We start from the raw sequence: 14606 nt of genomic DNA on the forward strand, positions 1-14606 counted from the left end.
GCACCGCGTCCCGCGGGTCATCGCGGCTGGGACTCCTGGATGTCGAGGACCATGGCGTGGATCAGCATGTGGAAGCCGCTGAGCAGGGGAGCGACCGCCAACACGACCGTGCCGGCGCTGGCCGTCGCCGGGCCGAGGGTGTGGGCGACGGTCCACGCACCGACCACCAGGCCGAACGCGGTGAGGGCGAGACCGCCGAAGAGCATGAGGGCGACCGCGGAGAAGGACTGCAGGACGTACTTCCACCAGATCCGGGTCCAGAAGCCCTTGGCGAGGTGGGACAGGGCCCGCGGCGCCTGGGTGCGCAGGTTGATGCCGGAGACCTCGTCGCCGTACCGCGCCGGAATGGCGACGTCGACAGCGGGGACCCGCAGGATGTTGAGGTGGATCAGCAGGTCGTTCTCGAACTCGTAGCGGCGCGAGATGCGGGTCAGGTCGAGCCGCTGGAGAGCCTCCCGGCTGATCGCGGTGTAGCCGTTCAGCGGGTCGAAGAGGTTCCAGTACCCCGAGGCGGCCTTGGTGAGGAAGGACAGCGTGAGGTTGCCGGCGATGCGGTGCTTGGGCATCCCGTCGAACGAGCCCCTGCCGTAGAACCTGTTGCCCTTGGTGAACTGGGCCTGGCCGGCGGCTATCGGGTCCAGCAGGGCGGGCAGGTAGTCAGGGTCCATCTGTGAGTCTCCCGCCATGACGACGGAGACGTCGGCGTCGAGGGCCAGGGCGGTCTGGTGCCCGGTGAGGATGGCACCCCCCACGCCCTGGTTCTCGAGGAGGGTGAGCACGTCGGTGCGTGAGTCGCCCACCGCCTTGGCCGCCTCGGCGGTGCCGTCGGTGCTCGCGTCGTCCACGACGATGATGTGGTCGACGAGGGCGGGCATGGTGGACACGGTGCGACCGATCAGGCGCTCCTCGTTGTGCGCGGGCACCACGACCGCAACCCTCAGTCCCTTGTACATGGCTTCCTCTCGCGCGGAGTACAGAGCAAATGTCGAGAAAGCGGTCGCCCCACCACAAGAGGTCGGGGGGCGTGCTGTCCGTTCGCGGGGCAGGGTCGTCCGAACGGGGGAGGCTGCCGCACCGATACGCTGTCGGCCATGTCGACCGAGGGTGGGACCAAAGCCGTCGTGGCCGCACTGCTGGCCAACCTGGGGATCGCGATCACGAAGTTCATCGCGTTCTTCCTGACCGGCTTCAGCTCGATGCTGGCCGAAGCGATCCACTCGTTGGCCGACTCCGGAAACCAGCTGCTGCTGTTGACCGGTGGTAAGCGGGCCAAGCGCGCCGCGACACCCGAGCACCCCTTCGGGTACGGCCGAGAGCGCTACGTCTACGCCTTCATCGTCTCGATCGTGCTGTTCAGCATCGGTGGCCTCTTCGCGCTCTACGAGGCGTACCACAAGTGGCACGAGACCCACGACCTGCACGACTTCGACCCCTTCAGCGACGAGCACGGTGGCAGCGCCCAGTGGTGGTGGGTGCCCGTGGTCGTGCTCGCGGTCGCGATCGTCCTCGAGTCGTTCTCGTTCCGCACCGCGATCTTGGAGTCCAACAAGGTCCGTGGGCGCCGCAAGTGGCTCGAGTTCGTCCGTGGCGCCAAGGCCCCCGAGCTGCCCGTCATCCTGTTGGAGGACCTCGCGGCACTGTTCGGCCTCGTCTTCGCCTTCCTCGGGGTGGGGCTCATGCTGCTCACCAGGAACCCGCTGTTCGACGTCATCGGCACGGGCCTGATCGGCCTTCTCCTCGTGGCGGTCGCGATCTTCCTCGCCATCGAGATGAAGTCCTTGCTGCTCGGCGAGTCGGCCTCGCCCGAACACATCGGACGGATCGTGCAGGCGATCGAGTCCGTCGAGGGCATCGACCGCGTCATCCACCAGCGCACCCTGCACATCGGACCCGACGAGGTCGTCGTCGCCGCCAAGGTCGCGGTCCCGGCGGGCACGACGGCACGGGACATCGCGGATGCGATCAACTCAGCGGAGGCCAGGGCCCGTGAGGCCGCTCCCGACCTCACCCTGCTGATGTACCTCGAGCCGGACATCGACACCGGCACCGAGGAGCGCCCGCAGTGGCAGCACAGCGGTGCCACCCTCACCGACGCCGCCGACGACCCGCTGCCGTCGAGCGGCGACGCTCACTAGGACTGCTCGGCGTCCGCCTCGGGTGCCGGGGTGTCGTCTGCCGTCGCCTCATCAGCCGACGCCTCTGACGTCGCGTCGTCAGCCGTCGCGTCGTCGCTGTCGAGGTCGCTCCCGTCCAGGCTGTTCGCGACTGGCTGCCCGTCGGGCTCGACCTGGTAGTCGCCCTTGACCTCGTCCCAGGCCTCGATCTTGTCCTGGTCGAGCTCGAGCTCCACGGTCGTGGGCTCGTCGCTCGTGGGGGCCTCGACCTCCGCGTCGGCGATCTCGCCGGGGACCCCGCTGCTGGGCTCGCTCATGGTGCTCCGTTCGTGGTGGGTAACTCCCTTCCTAGTGCCGTAGGCGGCCGGGCGCACCCTGAGCACCGCGCTGGGGCTGGCCACGCGGCATACCTCCGGTAGAGTGGGTCCCCGCCGGCGTGGGTGATAACCCGCTCCAACGATGTGTGCCCAGATGGGCTGCGCCGGGTCCGCAAACCATCAAGTCATCTTCAGGAGTTCTTCCATGCCTTTTGACTACAAGGTTGCCGACCTGAGCCTCGCCGAGGCCGGCCGTCACCAGATCCGCCTGGCCGAGCACGAGATGCCCGGTCTGATGTCCCTGCGCGAGGAGTTCGGGGCGGCCCAGCCGCTCCAGGGCGCCCGCATCGCCGGTTCGCTGCACATGACCGTGCAGACCGCGGTCCTCATCGAGACGCTGACCGCGCTCGGTGCCGAGGTCCGCTGGGCCTCCTGCAACATCTACTCCACCCAGGACGAGGCGGCCGCCGCGGTCGTCGTCGGGCCCCACGGTTCCCCCGAGGACCCCCAGGGTGTCCCCGTCTTCGCCTGGAAGGGCGAGACCCTCGAGGAGTACTGGGACTGCACCGAGCAGATCCTCACCTGGCCCGGTGACAGCACGGGCTCCACCGGCGCCAACATGATCCTCGACGACGGTGGCGACGCCACGATGCTCGTGCACAACGGCCGTGCCTGGGAGACCGCCGGTCAGGTGCCCCCCACCGACGAGTCGGACTCCGAGGAGGTCGGGGTCTTCAAGGAGCTCGTCCGCAAGACCCTCAAGGCCGACCCGACCAAGTGGACCACGGTCTCCGAGCAGATCAAGGGTGTCACCGAGGAGACCACCACCGGTGTCCACCGCCTCTACGAGCTGGCCGCCACCGGTGACCTGCTCTTCCCGGCGATCAACGTCAACGACTCGGTCACCAAGTCCAAGTTCGACAACAAGTACGGCTGCCGCCACTCGGTCCTCGACGGCCTCAACCGCGCCACTGACGTCCTCATCGGCGGCAAGGTCGCCGTCGTCGCCGGCTTCGGCGACGTGGGCAAGGGCTGCGCCGCTGCCCTGGCCGGCCAGGGCGCGCGCGTCATCGTCACCGAGATCGACCCGATCTGCGCGCTGCAGGCCGCGATGGAGGGCTACCAGGTGGCCCGCCTCGACGACGTCGTGGACATCGCCGACATCTTCGTCACCACCACCGGCAACTTCAACATCATCACCGCCGAGCACATGACGAAGATGAAGAACAAGGCGATCGTGTCCAACATCGGTCACTTCGACAACGAGATCGACATGGCCGGCCTGGCCAAGGTCGCCGTCACCAAGACCGAGATCAAGCCGCAGGTCCACGAGTGGACGTTCGAGGGCGGCAACTCGATCATCGTGCTGTCCGAGGGTCGCCTGATGAACCTCGGCAACGCCACCGGCCACCCGAGCTTCGTCATGTCGAACTCCTTCGCGAACCAGACGATCGCCCAGATCGAGCTGTTCACCAAGAACGACGACTACGACAAGCAGGTCTACGTGCTGCCCAAGCACCTCGACGAGAAGGTCGCCCGCCTCCACCTCGACGCCCTCGGCGTGCAGCTCACCGAGCTGACCAAGGAGCAGGCCGCCTACATCGGTGTCGACGTGGCCGGCCCCTACAAGCCGGAGCACTACCGCTACTGAGGCTGCGCCCCACCGGCGGTTCGGCCCCGCCACGCACCATCCCGTATGCCGCCCGCTCACCTCGAGCGGGCGGCATACGTCGTGTGCGGTGCGTTGGCCCTGGTGCTCGGCACCGAACTGGTACCTTCCCAACGTTCCCGGGCGAGAGGTGTGGACGTGGCGATTGCGCGTGAGCGGGCGTTGCTGATCAGGAACTTCCTGGACAACTGGGTTCCTCCGGTCCTGCGTGACAGCCGGGTCCTGATGTTTCCGCTCCTCCGTGTCGCCTTCGGGAACCGGTACCGCACGTTCGCGGACTTCAAGCAGGACGGCTTCTCGATGTCGCCTGCCGAGTTCGTCGATGTCTACGCCCGCACGTCGGACCTGCAGCAGGTCCAGGGATGCACCGACCTCAACGGCAAGTCGGTCGAAGCCATCCTGCGCAGCGTGGTGGGTGAGTCCGTGCTCGATGCCGGATGTGGGCGCGGCTACCTGGTGGAGAGGCTGGCCAGCATTGCGCCGAAGGTGGTCGGCTGCGACATCGTGCTGGATGGCGAGCTGCCCAAGGACGCCAAGATCTCCTACCACGAGGGATCAGTCGAGCAGCTGCCCTTCGAGGACCAGGCGTTCGACACGGTGGTGTCCACCCACACGCTCGAACACGTGCAGCGGATCGACCTGGCCCTGGCTGAGCTGCGCCGGGTGACCCGCCGCAGGCTCATCGTCGTGGTCCCCCGGGAGAGGCCCTACCGGTACTCGTTCAACCTGCACCTGCACTTCTTCCCGTACCCCTGGAACTGGCAGGCGGTCGCTGGGGCTCCTGCCGGGGCGACCCTCACGGACGTGGGCGGCGACTGGTTCTACGTCGAGGACGTCCAGAACGTCCAGGACGGTCACGCCCCGGCGCTGGCGCCGTCGCAGGCGCCGGCCTAGTCGCGAACAGGTCCTGTGGGTCCAATGGCCAGGCGATGATGACTGAACGGATGAGCCGCCCAGCCGCGGAGCGGCGCGCCCACGTCAAAACGGACATACTGCGTCGGTCACTGTCTGCCGCTCCCGAGGACACCCCACCATGACCGCCGTCAGCGAGGCTCGCGCCATGACAGCCCCGTCGGTCAGGGCGTGGAGGGGTGCGAGCTTCTCGTGGTACTGGCCGCTGGGTGTCTTCCTCCTGACGCGCGTTGCTGCGTTCGTGTTCATCGCGGTGGCCTCGAAGTCCCAGATCGCAGTGGGCTTCGACACCTTTCCGGACATCGTCCGCAACGGGTTCCCCCCGTACTTCGTCTATCAGGAGCTCCCGGCCGACCCGGGCTACCTCGGCGTCGTGACGAACTGGGACGGACAGTGGTTCCAGGCGATCGCCACGGACGGCTACCAGGTCCCCACGGGCAGCGAGTCCGCCACCGAACGCTTCACCACGATGTGGACCTGGGCCTTCCCACCCGGGTTCCCCATGGTCGTGCGCGCCGTCATGGCAGTCACGGGCTTGTCGTTCGCGTGGTCGATGACTGTCGTCAACGTCGTCGCGGGTGCCCTGGCGATGGTCGTGTGGTTCCGCGTGCTGGACCGCGCGGGTGGCCGCGCCCTGACGACCGCCGGGACCCTGTTGGCCTGCACCTTCGTCACCGCCCCGTTGTTCCAGGCTGCCTACAGCGAGGCGCTGGGGATGCTGTTCCTCGGTCTGGCTCTCTGGGCGATCCAGCACCAGCGGTACCTGCTGGCGATCGCGCCGGTCTCCGCTCTGGCGATGACGCGCCTGATCACCCCCGTCCTGGCCGTGGTCGTGGCCGTCCAGATCGCCGAACGCGTCCGCCGCGAGGGGTTCGGTGCCCTCCGGGGTCGGCGTGCGGTCGCGCCTGCGCTGCTGTGTGCGGTCGCCGTCGGCAGCACCTTCCTGTGGTCAGCCATCGCCTCGGTCGTGCTCGGTCACAACGAGGGATTCCAGCGCACGTCGATGCTGGCCGGTGAGTATCGCTTCGGATGGTTCGCGTCCGCCTTCAAGGCCGCCGGCGCCACGGGGCTGGTCCTCGTGCTCCTGATAGCCGGCCTCCTCGTGTTGAGCACCCTGAGCAAGCTGGGCTCAGGCTGGGGCCTGGAGCTGCGCACCTGGGCGATCGCCTATCCGTTGTTCCTGCTCACGTTCACCCCCATGCACACCGGGATCCTGCGCTACCTCCTGCTGGCCCCCACCCTGGGCCTGCTCGTGGTCGGGACTCCCGGACCGAATGGTCTGAGCCGGGCGCGGTGGTGCGCAGTGGGGCTGGCGGCTGCGGCCGGCCTCGTGTGTCAGTTCTTCTGGGTCGGCGCTTCGCTGGCCGTGACGAGCACGACGCCCCTGATGCCGTGAAGGTGCCGCAGCTCGATGCCGTGAAGACATCCCGACCGGTCGTGCGGCGGGCTGGTCGGCGGGCCGGCAGACCCCGGGAGATCGTGCTCGTCTGCGTCTTCACCCTCACCGCCTTCGCAGGCGCTGCGCTCCTCTTCGTGGTCCAGCCGATGGTGGCGCGGTTGGTCCTGCCGTCCTTCGGTGGATCGGCCACCGTGTGGAGCACGAGCAGCCTGTTCTTCCAGGTGCTCCTCCTGCTCGGCTACTCCTACTCCCACGCCACGACCCGGCGCCTCGGACCGGCCTGGCAGCCCCCGTTGCACGTCCTCGTGCTGCTGGCCCCCCTCGCGGTGCTGCCGATCGCCCTCCCTCCAGATGCCGCGCCGAGCGCCACCGCGTCGCCGGTGCTCTGGCTCCTGAGGGTCCTCCTGGCCACGATCGGGCTGCCCTTCCTCGTCATCTCCACCGCCGGGCCGCTCCTGCAGCGCTGGTACTCGTGGACCGGCGGGCCGCGTGCTGACGACCCGTACTTCCTGTTCGCCGCCGGCAACCTCGGCAGCTTCGGTGGGCTGCTGGCCTACCCGTTCATCGTGGAGCCACACCTCTCGCTGGCCCAGCAGCGGACGTGGTGGTCGTGGGGGTTCGTGGGGTTCGTCGTGCTGACGGCAACGTGCGCCGGCCTCACCCGCCTGTCGGTCAGCCGCGGTCGCGTCGGTCCCGCAGGGTCGCCGCCCGCTGAGGCCGCTCCCCGGCCCGAAGGCCCCAGGGCTCGACTACGACGCGAGGGGCAGTGGGCCCTCTGGGCCTTCCTGCCGTCCGCGATGATGTTGGCCGTCACGGCCCACGTGAGCACCGACATCGCCCCCATCCCGCTGCTCTGGGTGGTACCACTCGCGATCTACCTCGCCACCTTCGTCATCGCGTTCGGCCGCACCTCACGCCACGTTCCGGCGGCTGTGGTTCGGCTGGCGGTGGCGAGCACGGTCCTCGCCGCGGCGGCCGCGATGATGCAGGCTCGCACCCCCATCCTGCTCGGTGTCGTGCTCAACATGGTGATGTTGGCGCTGGTGGCGTTCGTCGCCCACGCGCGACTTGCGGCAGACCGTCCGGCGGTGGGTGACCTCACGCACTTCTACCTGGTGGTGGCGGGAGGCGGAGCGCTGGGTGGACTGCTCAACGGCATGCTCGCGCCCCTGGTCTTCGACCGCGTCCTCGAGTACCCGATCGTCGCGGCACTGGTGCCCCTCCTGCTCATCGGCAAGGCTGTTCCCCCGTCTCGTGCCGACCAGTCGGCGTCCGTGGCGGCGTCCGTGGCGGACTCAACGCCGGCGGCAGCGTCAGCGGCGGGGTGGGCGTTGCGCAGGGCCGGTGTCGTGCTCGGCGCCCTGGTCGGTGCGGCGGCCCTCGGCCTGGTGATCAGTCGGTGGGCAGACTCCATGGCGCTCGCCCTGGTGGGACTGGCCCTGGCTGCCCTGGCGGGGTGGCTGCTGTCGACGCGGAGGATGGTCGTGGCCGTCGTCCTGCTGCTCACGTTCGTGGGGGTCGAGGTGAAGCTGGACCAGGGATCCCTGGACCATCGGCGCACCTTCTTCGGCAGCTACCGCGTGTCCGAGAGCGAGGGCCAGCACGAGTTCGCCCACGGCACCACGGTCCACGGCACGCAGTGGCTGGGCGGTCAGCGCGGCGAGCCGACCACCTACTACGCGCGCACCGGCCCGCTGGGCGACGTGTTCGCGACCCCGGGGATCGCCGACGTCGGGGCGGTGGGCCTCGGGGTGGGCACGTTGGCGGCCTATGGGGCGCAGGGGCAGCGCTTCACCTTCATCGAGATCGACCCTGCCGTCGTCGCCATCGCCCGCGACCCGCGGATGTTCACCTACCTCTCGGACTCGGCCGCACACGTCGACGTGGTGGTGGGCGACGGCCGCCTCGAAGTGGCCAAGCTGGCGCCCCGTTCGCTGGACCTCCTCGTGCTCGATGCCTTCAGCTCCGACGCCATCCCGGTGCACCTGCTGACGGAGGAGGCGATGCGCGTCTACGCGAACAGCCTGCGGCCAGGAGGACTGCTCGTCGTCCACATCAGCAACAGGGTCTTCGACCTCGCGCCCGTCCTGACCGGCAGCGCCGCGTCGCTCGGGTGGGCCGCTCGGGTGGCCACCAAGGGCGACGGCCCCGGAGCCACCCGGAGCACGTGGGTGGTCATGTCGTCCGACGAGAACCGGCTCACTCCGTTTGCCGCGAGCCGGGGATGGGAGCCGCTCACCGGGCGGAGGGTGGACTGGACCGATGACTACTCCTCGATCCTCTCGGTCCTCAAGTGACGCCTCTGCCAGTGTGGGGCCCGTGAGCACCCTTCGACCTCTGGCCCGGGACTCGGTCAGCGCCCTGGGCTGGTCGTGGCGCACCTTCGCCGCGCTGTCGGCGGTCACGGCATTCTCCGCGTGGCAGGCCATCGTGGGGGCCGACGCGTTCTGGGTCGTCGCGCTCGGGAGGCACATCGTCGACACGGGCAGCATCCCGCACCACATCCCCTTCGCTGCGGCCCGCTCCGCGGGATGGCACAACGTGCCGGTCCTGGCCGAGCTGCTCTTCGCCGCCGCCACCGGTGCCGGCGATCGTGGACTGCTCGCCCTGCAGGGAGCCATGGGCTTTGCGGCCCTGCTCCTGCTCGCCGGCACTGCGCTGCGTCGTGGGGCGCGGGACGCGAGAGTCGCAGGCGTGATGCTCCTGGTGGCAACCATGTCCCTCCAGGCGCTGGTGGTCGTGCGGCTGCAGATGCTCTCCCTCGTGCCCTTTGCCGTGCTCATGGTGATCCTCACGCGGCAGGCGCAGCGGCCGACGCGCAGCATCTGGCTGCTTCCGGTGCTGGTGGCGGTCTGGGCGAACCTGCACGGCGCGGTGCTCGTCGGCGTTGCGGTCGCGGGCTGCCACCTCCTGGTCAGCCGCCTCCACCGGCGCCCGGCAGAGACCATCGCCGTGGGGGTCACCACGCTGGGCGCCCTGTTCCTCACCCCCGCAGGGCTCGGCACGTTCCACTACTACGTCGGCGTCTTCTCCAACGAGGCCGCCAAGCGGGGCTCCGAGCTGTGGTCCGCTCCGGATCCGCGGCGCCCCTTCGACGCCCTGCTGCTCGGTGCCGGTCTGGTGGTGCTGGTCCTGTTCCTGAGATCGCGACGGGCCGCGTGGGAGTACGTCGTCGCGGGCCTGCTCGTGATCGCGACGCTGATCGCCGCGCGCAACGGCGTCTGGCTCGCCCTGGGCCTCTTCCTCCTCGTGACGGGCACCTCCGACGCTGAGCGGTCGACCCTGGGCGACGAGTCGCCCCGGGTCGACCTGCGGCGCCCCCGCCCCGTGCCCTGGCTGATCTGGTCGCTCCTCGCGGTGGCCGTGTGGACGGCGGCTCTCGCGACCAAGGAAGCGGTGCCCGGCTACGTGCCCGGCCCGGTGGTGTCGGCCGTGCGCGACCTGGCCGGTGACGACGGCGTGGTGTTGGCCACCGAGCCGGGAGTCGAGCAGCTGGCGGCCGACGGGCTCACTGTCTGGGTCAGCGACCCGATCGATGCCTTCGCCCCCGGGGACCAGGCCGCCTACCTGGACTTCCTCGCCGGCGACCCCGCCGGTCGACGGGCGTGGGACTCGGCCGATGTCGTGGCCGTCGAGAAGGGTCGCCCAGCGATGGCGCTGGTGGAGGCCGACCCGACGTGGCGGACGGCCCGGGTCATCGGTGACTGGCACCTGTTCGTCCGCGAAAGTCCGCGGTGAGGCTCGTGGCTCGGACACCTCCCGCGTTGCGTGTGTGATGATTCGGGGGAAATCATTGCTGACTGCTGGAAAGAGGGTTGACGCAGGTGAAGGGTCGCGTGCTCATCGTCGATGACGATCTGGCGCTGGCGGAGATGCTCGGCATCGTCCTGCGCAACGAGGGACTCGAGGTGTCCCACGTGGCCGACGGGGCCGGGGCCCTGGGGGCCTTCCGTGACAGCCGACCCGACCTGGTCCTGCTCGACGTGATGCTGCCCGGTCTGGACGGCATGGAGGTCTGCCGCCGGATCCGGGCCGAGTCAGGGGTTCCCATCGTCATGCTCACGGCGCGCACCGACACCGTCGACGTGGTCGTGGGGCTGGAGTCCGGCGCCGACGACTACGTCGTCAAGCCGTTCAAGCCGCAGGAGCTCATCGCGCGCATCAGGGCGCGGCTGCGTCGCGGCGACGAGCCGGAGCCCGAGCGGCTCGAGATCGGCGACCTCGTCATCGACGTGGCAGGCCACTCGGTCAAGCGGGACGTCACTGCGTTGTCCCTCACGCCGCTCGAGTTCGACCTCCTCGTCGCGCTGGCCCGCAAGCCGTGGCAGGTCTTCACCCGCGAGGTGCTCCTCGAGCAGGTGTGGGGCTACCGCCACGCAGGCGACACCAGGCTGGTCAACGTCCACGTGCAGCGGCTGCGCTCCAAGATCGAGCACGACCCCGAGCACCCCGAGATCGTCGTGACGGTGCGCGGCGTCGGCTACAAGGCCGGCCCGAACTAGCCATGTCCGAGTCGGCCCGTCCGAGGCCTGGTCGGACGCCGACACCGCGGTTGTCCGACCACCGCGCCCAAGGGCTGCGCGCTGTCCGCGCCGTCCTGGGACGAGCTCGACGCCGGCTGACGGTCTGGGTGCGGTTGCTGGCGCACCTGTGGCGGGCGTCCCTGCAGTTCCGGGTGGTGACCTCCACGATGCTGCTGGGCTTCGCAGTGGTCCTGCTCCTCGGCTCCTACCTCTTCTCGTCCATCTCCGACGGTCTCGAGCAGGACCGGATCGAGTCGGCCAAGCTCGAGGCCTCCCGGCTGACGACCGAGGTGCAGGGGAGCTTCGACAACAGCGACCGCACGAGCAGCGAGGGTGACCTCAACCTGCTGGCGCGGCAGGCCGTCCAGAGCGCTGCCTCTCCGGGGGGCGACAACGAGCGCTACCTCGTGATGACCCGCAGCCTCGACAACACGTCGAACACGTCGGTGCAGACGCTCTCCAGTGGACGGGTGGGGCTCCCGGTGGTCCCGATCTCGCTGCGCGAGGCGGTGCGCGCCGACCCACGTCGCCAACAGGTAATGCTGATCGGCATCACGGACCCCAAGAGCGGCGGGGACGTCCCGGCCGTCATCGTGGGCTCACAGGTCGAGGTGCCCCTCGCGGGGAAGTACGACCTCTACGCCGTGTTCCCGATGCAGCGCGAACAGGCGACCCTCGACCTCATCACCCGCACGTTCCTCATCGGTGGATTGGCCCTGGTCTTCCTCGTCGGCGTCATCGCCTGGGTCGTCACCAGGCAGGTCGTCAGCCCGGTCCGCCGTGCCGCCGTGGTCGCCGAGCGGCTGTCGTCGGGGCGGCTCAACGAACGCATGCGCGCGCGCGGTGAGGACGACCTGGCCCGCCTGGCGAAGTCCTTCAACGAGATGGCCGACAGCCTGCAGACCCAGATCCGCCAGCTGGAAGGCCTCTCCCGGGTTCAGCAGCGGTTCGTCTCGGACGTCTCGCACGAGCTGCGCACGCCCCTGACCACCATCCGGATGGCCGCCGACCTGATCCACGACTCCCGCAGGGGGTTCGACCCCGCGGTCTCCCGCTCGGCCGAGCTGCTCCACAACGAGCTCGACCGGTTCGAGGAGCTGCTGGCGGACCTGCTCGAGATCAGCCGGTTCGACGCGGGAGCGGCGGCCCTCGACTCCGAGGTCACCGACCTGCGGGCAACGGTCTCGCGGGCGGTGCAGTCGGCCCAGCCCATCGCCGACCGCTGGGGCAGCGCCGTCACTGTGACCTCGAACGGGCGGTGCGACGCCGAGGTCGACGCCCGTCGCGTCGAACGCATCCTGCGCAACCTGGTGGTCAACGCCCTCGAGCACGGGGAGGGTCGCCCCGTGGAGATCGCCATCGCCGTCAACGAGAGCGCGGCTGCCGTCACCGTGCGCGACCACGGCGTCGGCCTGCGCCCCGGTGAGGGTGCGCTGGTCTTCAACCGGTTCTGGCGTGCCGACCCGGCCCGCGCCCGCACCACCGGAGGGACCGGCCTTGGCCTGGCCATCTCGCTGGAGGACGCCCGGCTCCACGACGGCTGGCTCCAGGCATGGGGCGAACCGGGGGAGGGGTCCTGCTTCCGGCTCACCCTGCCCCGGCACGCCGACCGGCCGATCGTCGAGGCGCCACTGCCGCTGCGGCCGAGCGACGTGCCCGAGCCGCCGGCTGCGGCCGCGCGGCCGGCCGGCGTCCCCACGCAGGATGGCGCGTCGCCCCCCGTGGCGAGCACGCGGCATACCCCCACCGCGCCGTGGAGTCCCCGATGAGGCGCCGGTATGCCGCGAGCCTGGCCGTGTGTGGTGTGTTCGCCGTCGGCGCGTGCGGGGGGCTGTCCACCAGCTCGACCATCCAGCCCGGGCTCGAGGTCGGCTCGGTGCAGGAGAACGAGGTGCGGGTGGAGGTCAACCCGGTGGCGCCGGGGTCCTCGCCGCAGCAGGTGGTGCAGGGGTTCATCAGGGCCGCCGCAGCCAGTGACGACGGATACCAGGCGGCGCGGTCCTACCTCGGGTCCGGGCCCCAGGGCTCCTGGCGGCCGGACTCCTCAGTCGTCGTCTTCGGCTCCGACTCCGAGCTGACCTACACGCCGTCCTCCGACAACACCGTCACGGCTGTCGCCAACGCCATCGCGCGGATCGACGGTTCGGGTCGCTATCAGGAGCTGCCCCCGAGCTCGCGCGTGCAGGTCACCTTCGGACTGTCCCGATCGAGTGGGGAGTGGCGGATCAGCACGATGCCGGACAACTTCGGCACCTGGCTGAGCCGAGCCGACCTCGACCGGTTGTACGACCCGTTCCGCATCTACTACGTGTCCGCCGGCGACCACCGACTGGTGCCGGACGTCCGCTGGCTGCCGCTCGGCACCGGGCTGGCGACCAGGCTGGCCAGGTCGCTGCTCACCGGGGTGCCGAGCTACCTCAGGGGAGCAGTCAGGACCGACATCCCCTCAGGGACGCAGCTGGCGGTCGATGCGGTCACCATCGACTCGGGGACGGCGAAAGTCGACCTCGCGGCCACCCGGCTGGGCAACGACCCCGGCCAACGCCAGAACCTCGGTGCCCAGTTCCTCGCAACAGTCACCCAGGCGCCCGGCGTCGAACGCGTCGCGCTGAGGCTCGAGGGCGCCGACCTGCAGATGCCCAATGGCGAGAGCACGGTCGACTCGCTGTCGGCTCTGGGCTTCCCCACCCCGTCCGACCCGGTCGTCAAGCCCCTCCTACGCGTCGGGACGGCGTTGGTCCCCGTGGATCCCGATGACGTGGGCGACTCGGTCGAGCGGACCCCGCCGCCCGAGACGGCAACGCTGCCCGCGGTGCAACCGGGGTGGGCCTATCTGGCCATGTCCCGCAACGGTCAGGAGGTCGCGGCCGTCGGAGGCGACCGCGCCCAGCTGGCGCGGTGGCGTGGCAACAGCCAGGTGCAGCTCGTCTCGCCCGGCACGCGGCTGACCCGGCCGACCTACGACCGTGAGGACGTCCTCTGGGTCGCGGGTCGAAGCAACGGCACGACCAAGGTCTGGGCCATCAATGCCGCTGCCGACCCGGCGGACGCATCCAAGGCACTGCCCCGGGTCGTGGCTGTCGACTGGCTCGCAGACCGGTCGGTGGTGAGCCTGCGGCTCTCGCCCGACGGGCAGCGCCTCGCGGTCATCACCACCAAGGGGGACGGCACGGACCCACGCGTGGACGTGGCCGGAGTCGTGCGGCAACCGAACGGGCTGCCGGCCTCCCTGGCGGAGCCGCTCCGACTGGCGCCGACGCTGACCTTGGCCCGCGACCTCGTGTGGGTGGACGACGCCACGCTGGCGGTCCTGGGCCGGCTGACGCCCTCGCAGGTGGTCCGGCCGTGGCTGGTCCCCCTGGGTGGAGCGATAGCCGCAGGGCCGGATATCGCTGGGGCACAGTCGATTACGACGGTCAACGGGGAGCGTGGACTGGTCGTGACAACCGACAAGCACCAGGTGCTCATCCGCGCCGGCAGCAGGTGGCAGCGGGTCGGCGAGGGCACCGACCTGGTGGTCGCCGCGAGGTGACCCAGGTTGCCGCGAGCTCGGTGACGCGCCGCGACGTTCCATTCGCATAGCGCCCCACCCCCTGGGTGCCATCCACCGTTCGGACGATGCAGCCGTCGACCATCAGCCAGCGGCGTTGGACCCCAACAGCCGATGTGGCG

The 14606-nt window shown here is 70.0% G+C and carries 11 protein-coding genes; 9 read left to right on the top strand and 2 right to left on the bottom strand.

Features of this window, described 5'->3' with window-relative positions; translation table 11 throughout:
- Window positions 1–17: 17 nt before the first annotated feature.
- Window positions 18–953 carry a glycosyltransferase family 2 protein gene (locus tag AC1DXJ_RS08005; RefSeq protein WP_477636780.1) on the bottom strand — a complete coding sequence of 312 codons (936 nt, stop codon included), beginning with the start codon at window positions 951–953 and terminating at the stop codon, window positions 18–20.
- A 138-nt stretch (window positions 954–1091) separates the two neighbouring features.
- On the opposite strand from AC1DXJ_RS08005, the gene AC1DXJ_RS08010 reads away from it, so the two are divergent.
- Complete coding sequence (locus AC1DXJ_RS08010; protein WP_477636781.1) at window positions 1092–2135, top strand: cation diffusion facilitator family transporter; 1044 nt, start codon at window positions 1092–1094, stop codon at window positions 2133–2135.
- Here the strand turns inward: AC1DXJ_RS08010 and AC1DXJ_RS08015 are convergent.
- The gene (locus AC1DXJ_RS08015) at window positions 2132–2431 is read right to left on the bottom strand and encodes a hypothetical protein (RefSeq protein WP_477636782.1); all 300 of its coding nucleotides are present in this window, start codon (window positions 2429–2431) and stop codon (window positions 2132–2134) included. The genes AC1DXJ_RS08010 and AC1DXJ_RS08015 overlap by 4 nt on opposite strands.
- Window positions 2432–2636: 205 nt before the next feature.
- Between AC1DXJ_RS08015 and ahcY the strand changes: the two genes are divergently transcribed.
- The 8 genes from ahcY (at window position 2637) to AC1DXJ_RS08055 (ending at window position 14466) form a co-directional block, all read left to right on the top strand.
- Window positions 2637–4082: an adenosylhomocysteinase gene (gene ahcY, locus AC1DXJ_RS08020; protein WP_477615005.1), complete on the top strand. Its 1446-nt coding sequence runs from the start codon at window positions 2637–2639 to the stop codon at window positions 4080–4082.
- A 45-nt stretch (window positions 4083–4127) separates the two neighbouring features.
- Window positions 4128–4994, top strand: coding sequence for a class I SAM-dependent methyltransferase (locus AC1DXJ_RS08025; RefSeq protein WP_477636783.1), 867 nt, complete (start codon window positions 4128–4130; stop codon window positions 4992–4994).
- A 139-nt stretch (window positions 4995–5133) separates the two neighbouring features.
- Window positions 5134–6408 (top strand): hypothetical protein, encoded by a 1275-nt coding sequence (locus tag AC1DXJ_RS08030; protein WP_477636784.1) that lies wholly within the window; start codon window positions 5134–5136, stop codon window positions 6406–6408.
- Window positions 6405–8708, top strand: a complete 2304-nt coding sequence (locus tag AC1DXJ_RS08035) for a spermidine synthase (protein ID WP_477636785.1) — start codon at window positions 6405–6407, stop codon at window positions 8706–8708. Before AC1DXJ_RS08030 ends, AC1DXJ_RS08035 begins: the two co-directional genes overlap by 4 nt.
- 22 nt (window positions 8709–8730) lie before the next feature.
- Complete coding sequence (locus AC1DXJ_RS08040; protein WP_477636786.1) at window positions 8731–10149, top strand: hypothetical protein; 1419 nt, start codon at window positions 8731–8733, stop codon at window positions 10147–10149.
- An 86-nt stretch (window positions 10150–10235) separates the two neighbouring features.
- Window positions 10236–10913, top strand: coding sequence for an MtrAB system response regulator MtrA (gene mtrA / locus AC1DXJ_RS08045; protein ID WP_477615010.1), 678 nt, complete (start codon window positions 10236–10238; stop codon window positions 10911–10913).
- A gap of 50 nt (window positions 10914–10963) precedes the next feature.
- Complete coding sequence (gene mtrB / locus AC1DXJ_RS08050) at window positions 10964–12703, top strand: MtrAB system histidine kinase MtrB (RefSeq protein ID WP_477636787.1); 1740 nt, start codon at window positions 10964–10966, stop codon at window positions 12701–12703.
- Window positions 12700–14466 (top strand): LpqB family beta-propeller domain-containing protein, encoded by a 1767-nt coding sequence (locus AC1DXJ_RS08055; RefSeq protein ID WP_477624920.1) that lies wholly within the window; start codon window positions 12700–12702, stop codon window positions 14464–14466. Before mtrB ends, AC1DXJ_RS08055 begins: the two co-directional genes overlap by 4 nt.
- The last annotated feature ends 140 nt before the right edge of the window (window positions 14467–14606 follow it).

The organism is Pedococcus sp. P2_D9, from assembly GCF_056404275.1.

What these genes read in the sequence shown, in the direction of transcription:
- ahcY (WP_477615005.1), top strand. Translation starts at nt 2,637, where the DNA reads ATGCCTTTTGACTACAAGGTTGCCGACCTGAGCCTCGCCGAGGCCGGC.
- AC1DXJ_RS08015 (WP_477636782.1), bottom strand. Translation starts at nt 2,431, where the DNA reads ATGAGCGAGCCCAGCAGCGGGGTCCCCGGCGAGATCGCCGACGCGGAG.
- AC1DXJ_RS08030 (WP_477636784.1), top strand. Translation starts at nt 5,134, where the DNA reads ATGACCGCCGTCAGCGAGGCTCGCGCCATGACAGCCCCGTCGGTCAGG.
- AC1DXJ_RS08025 (WP_477636783.1), top strand. Translation starts at nt 4,128, where the DNA reads ATGCCGCCCGCTCACCTCGAGCGGGCGGCATACGTCGTGTGCGGTGCG.
- AC1DXJ_RS08055 (WP_477624920.1), top strand. Translation starts at nt 12,700, where the DNA reads ATGAGGCGCCGGTATGCCGCGAGCCTGGCCGTGTGTGGTGTGTTCGCC.
- AC1DXJ_RS08005 (WP_477636780.1), bottom strand. Translation starts at nt 953, where the DNA reads ATGTACAAGGGACTGAGGGTTGCGGTCGTGGTGCCCGCGCACAACGAG.
- AC1DXJ_RS08010 (WP_477636781.1), top strand. Translation starts at nt 1,092, where the DNA reads ATGTCGACCGAGGGTGGGACCAAAGCCGTCGTGGCCGCACTGCTGGCC.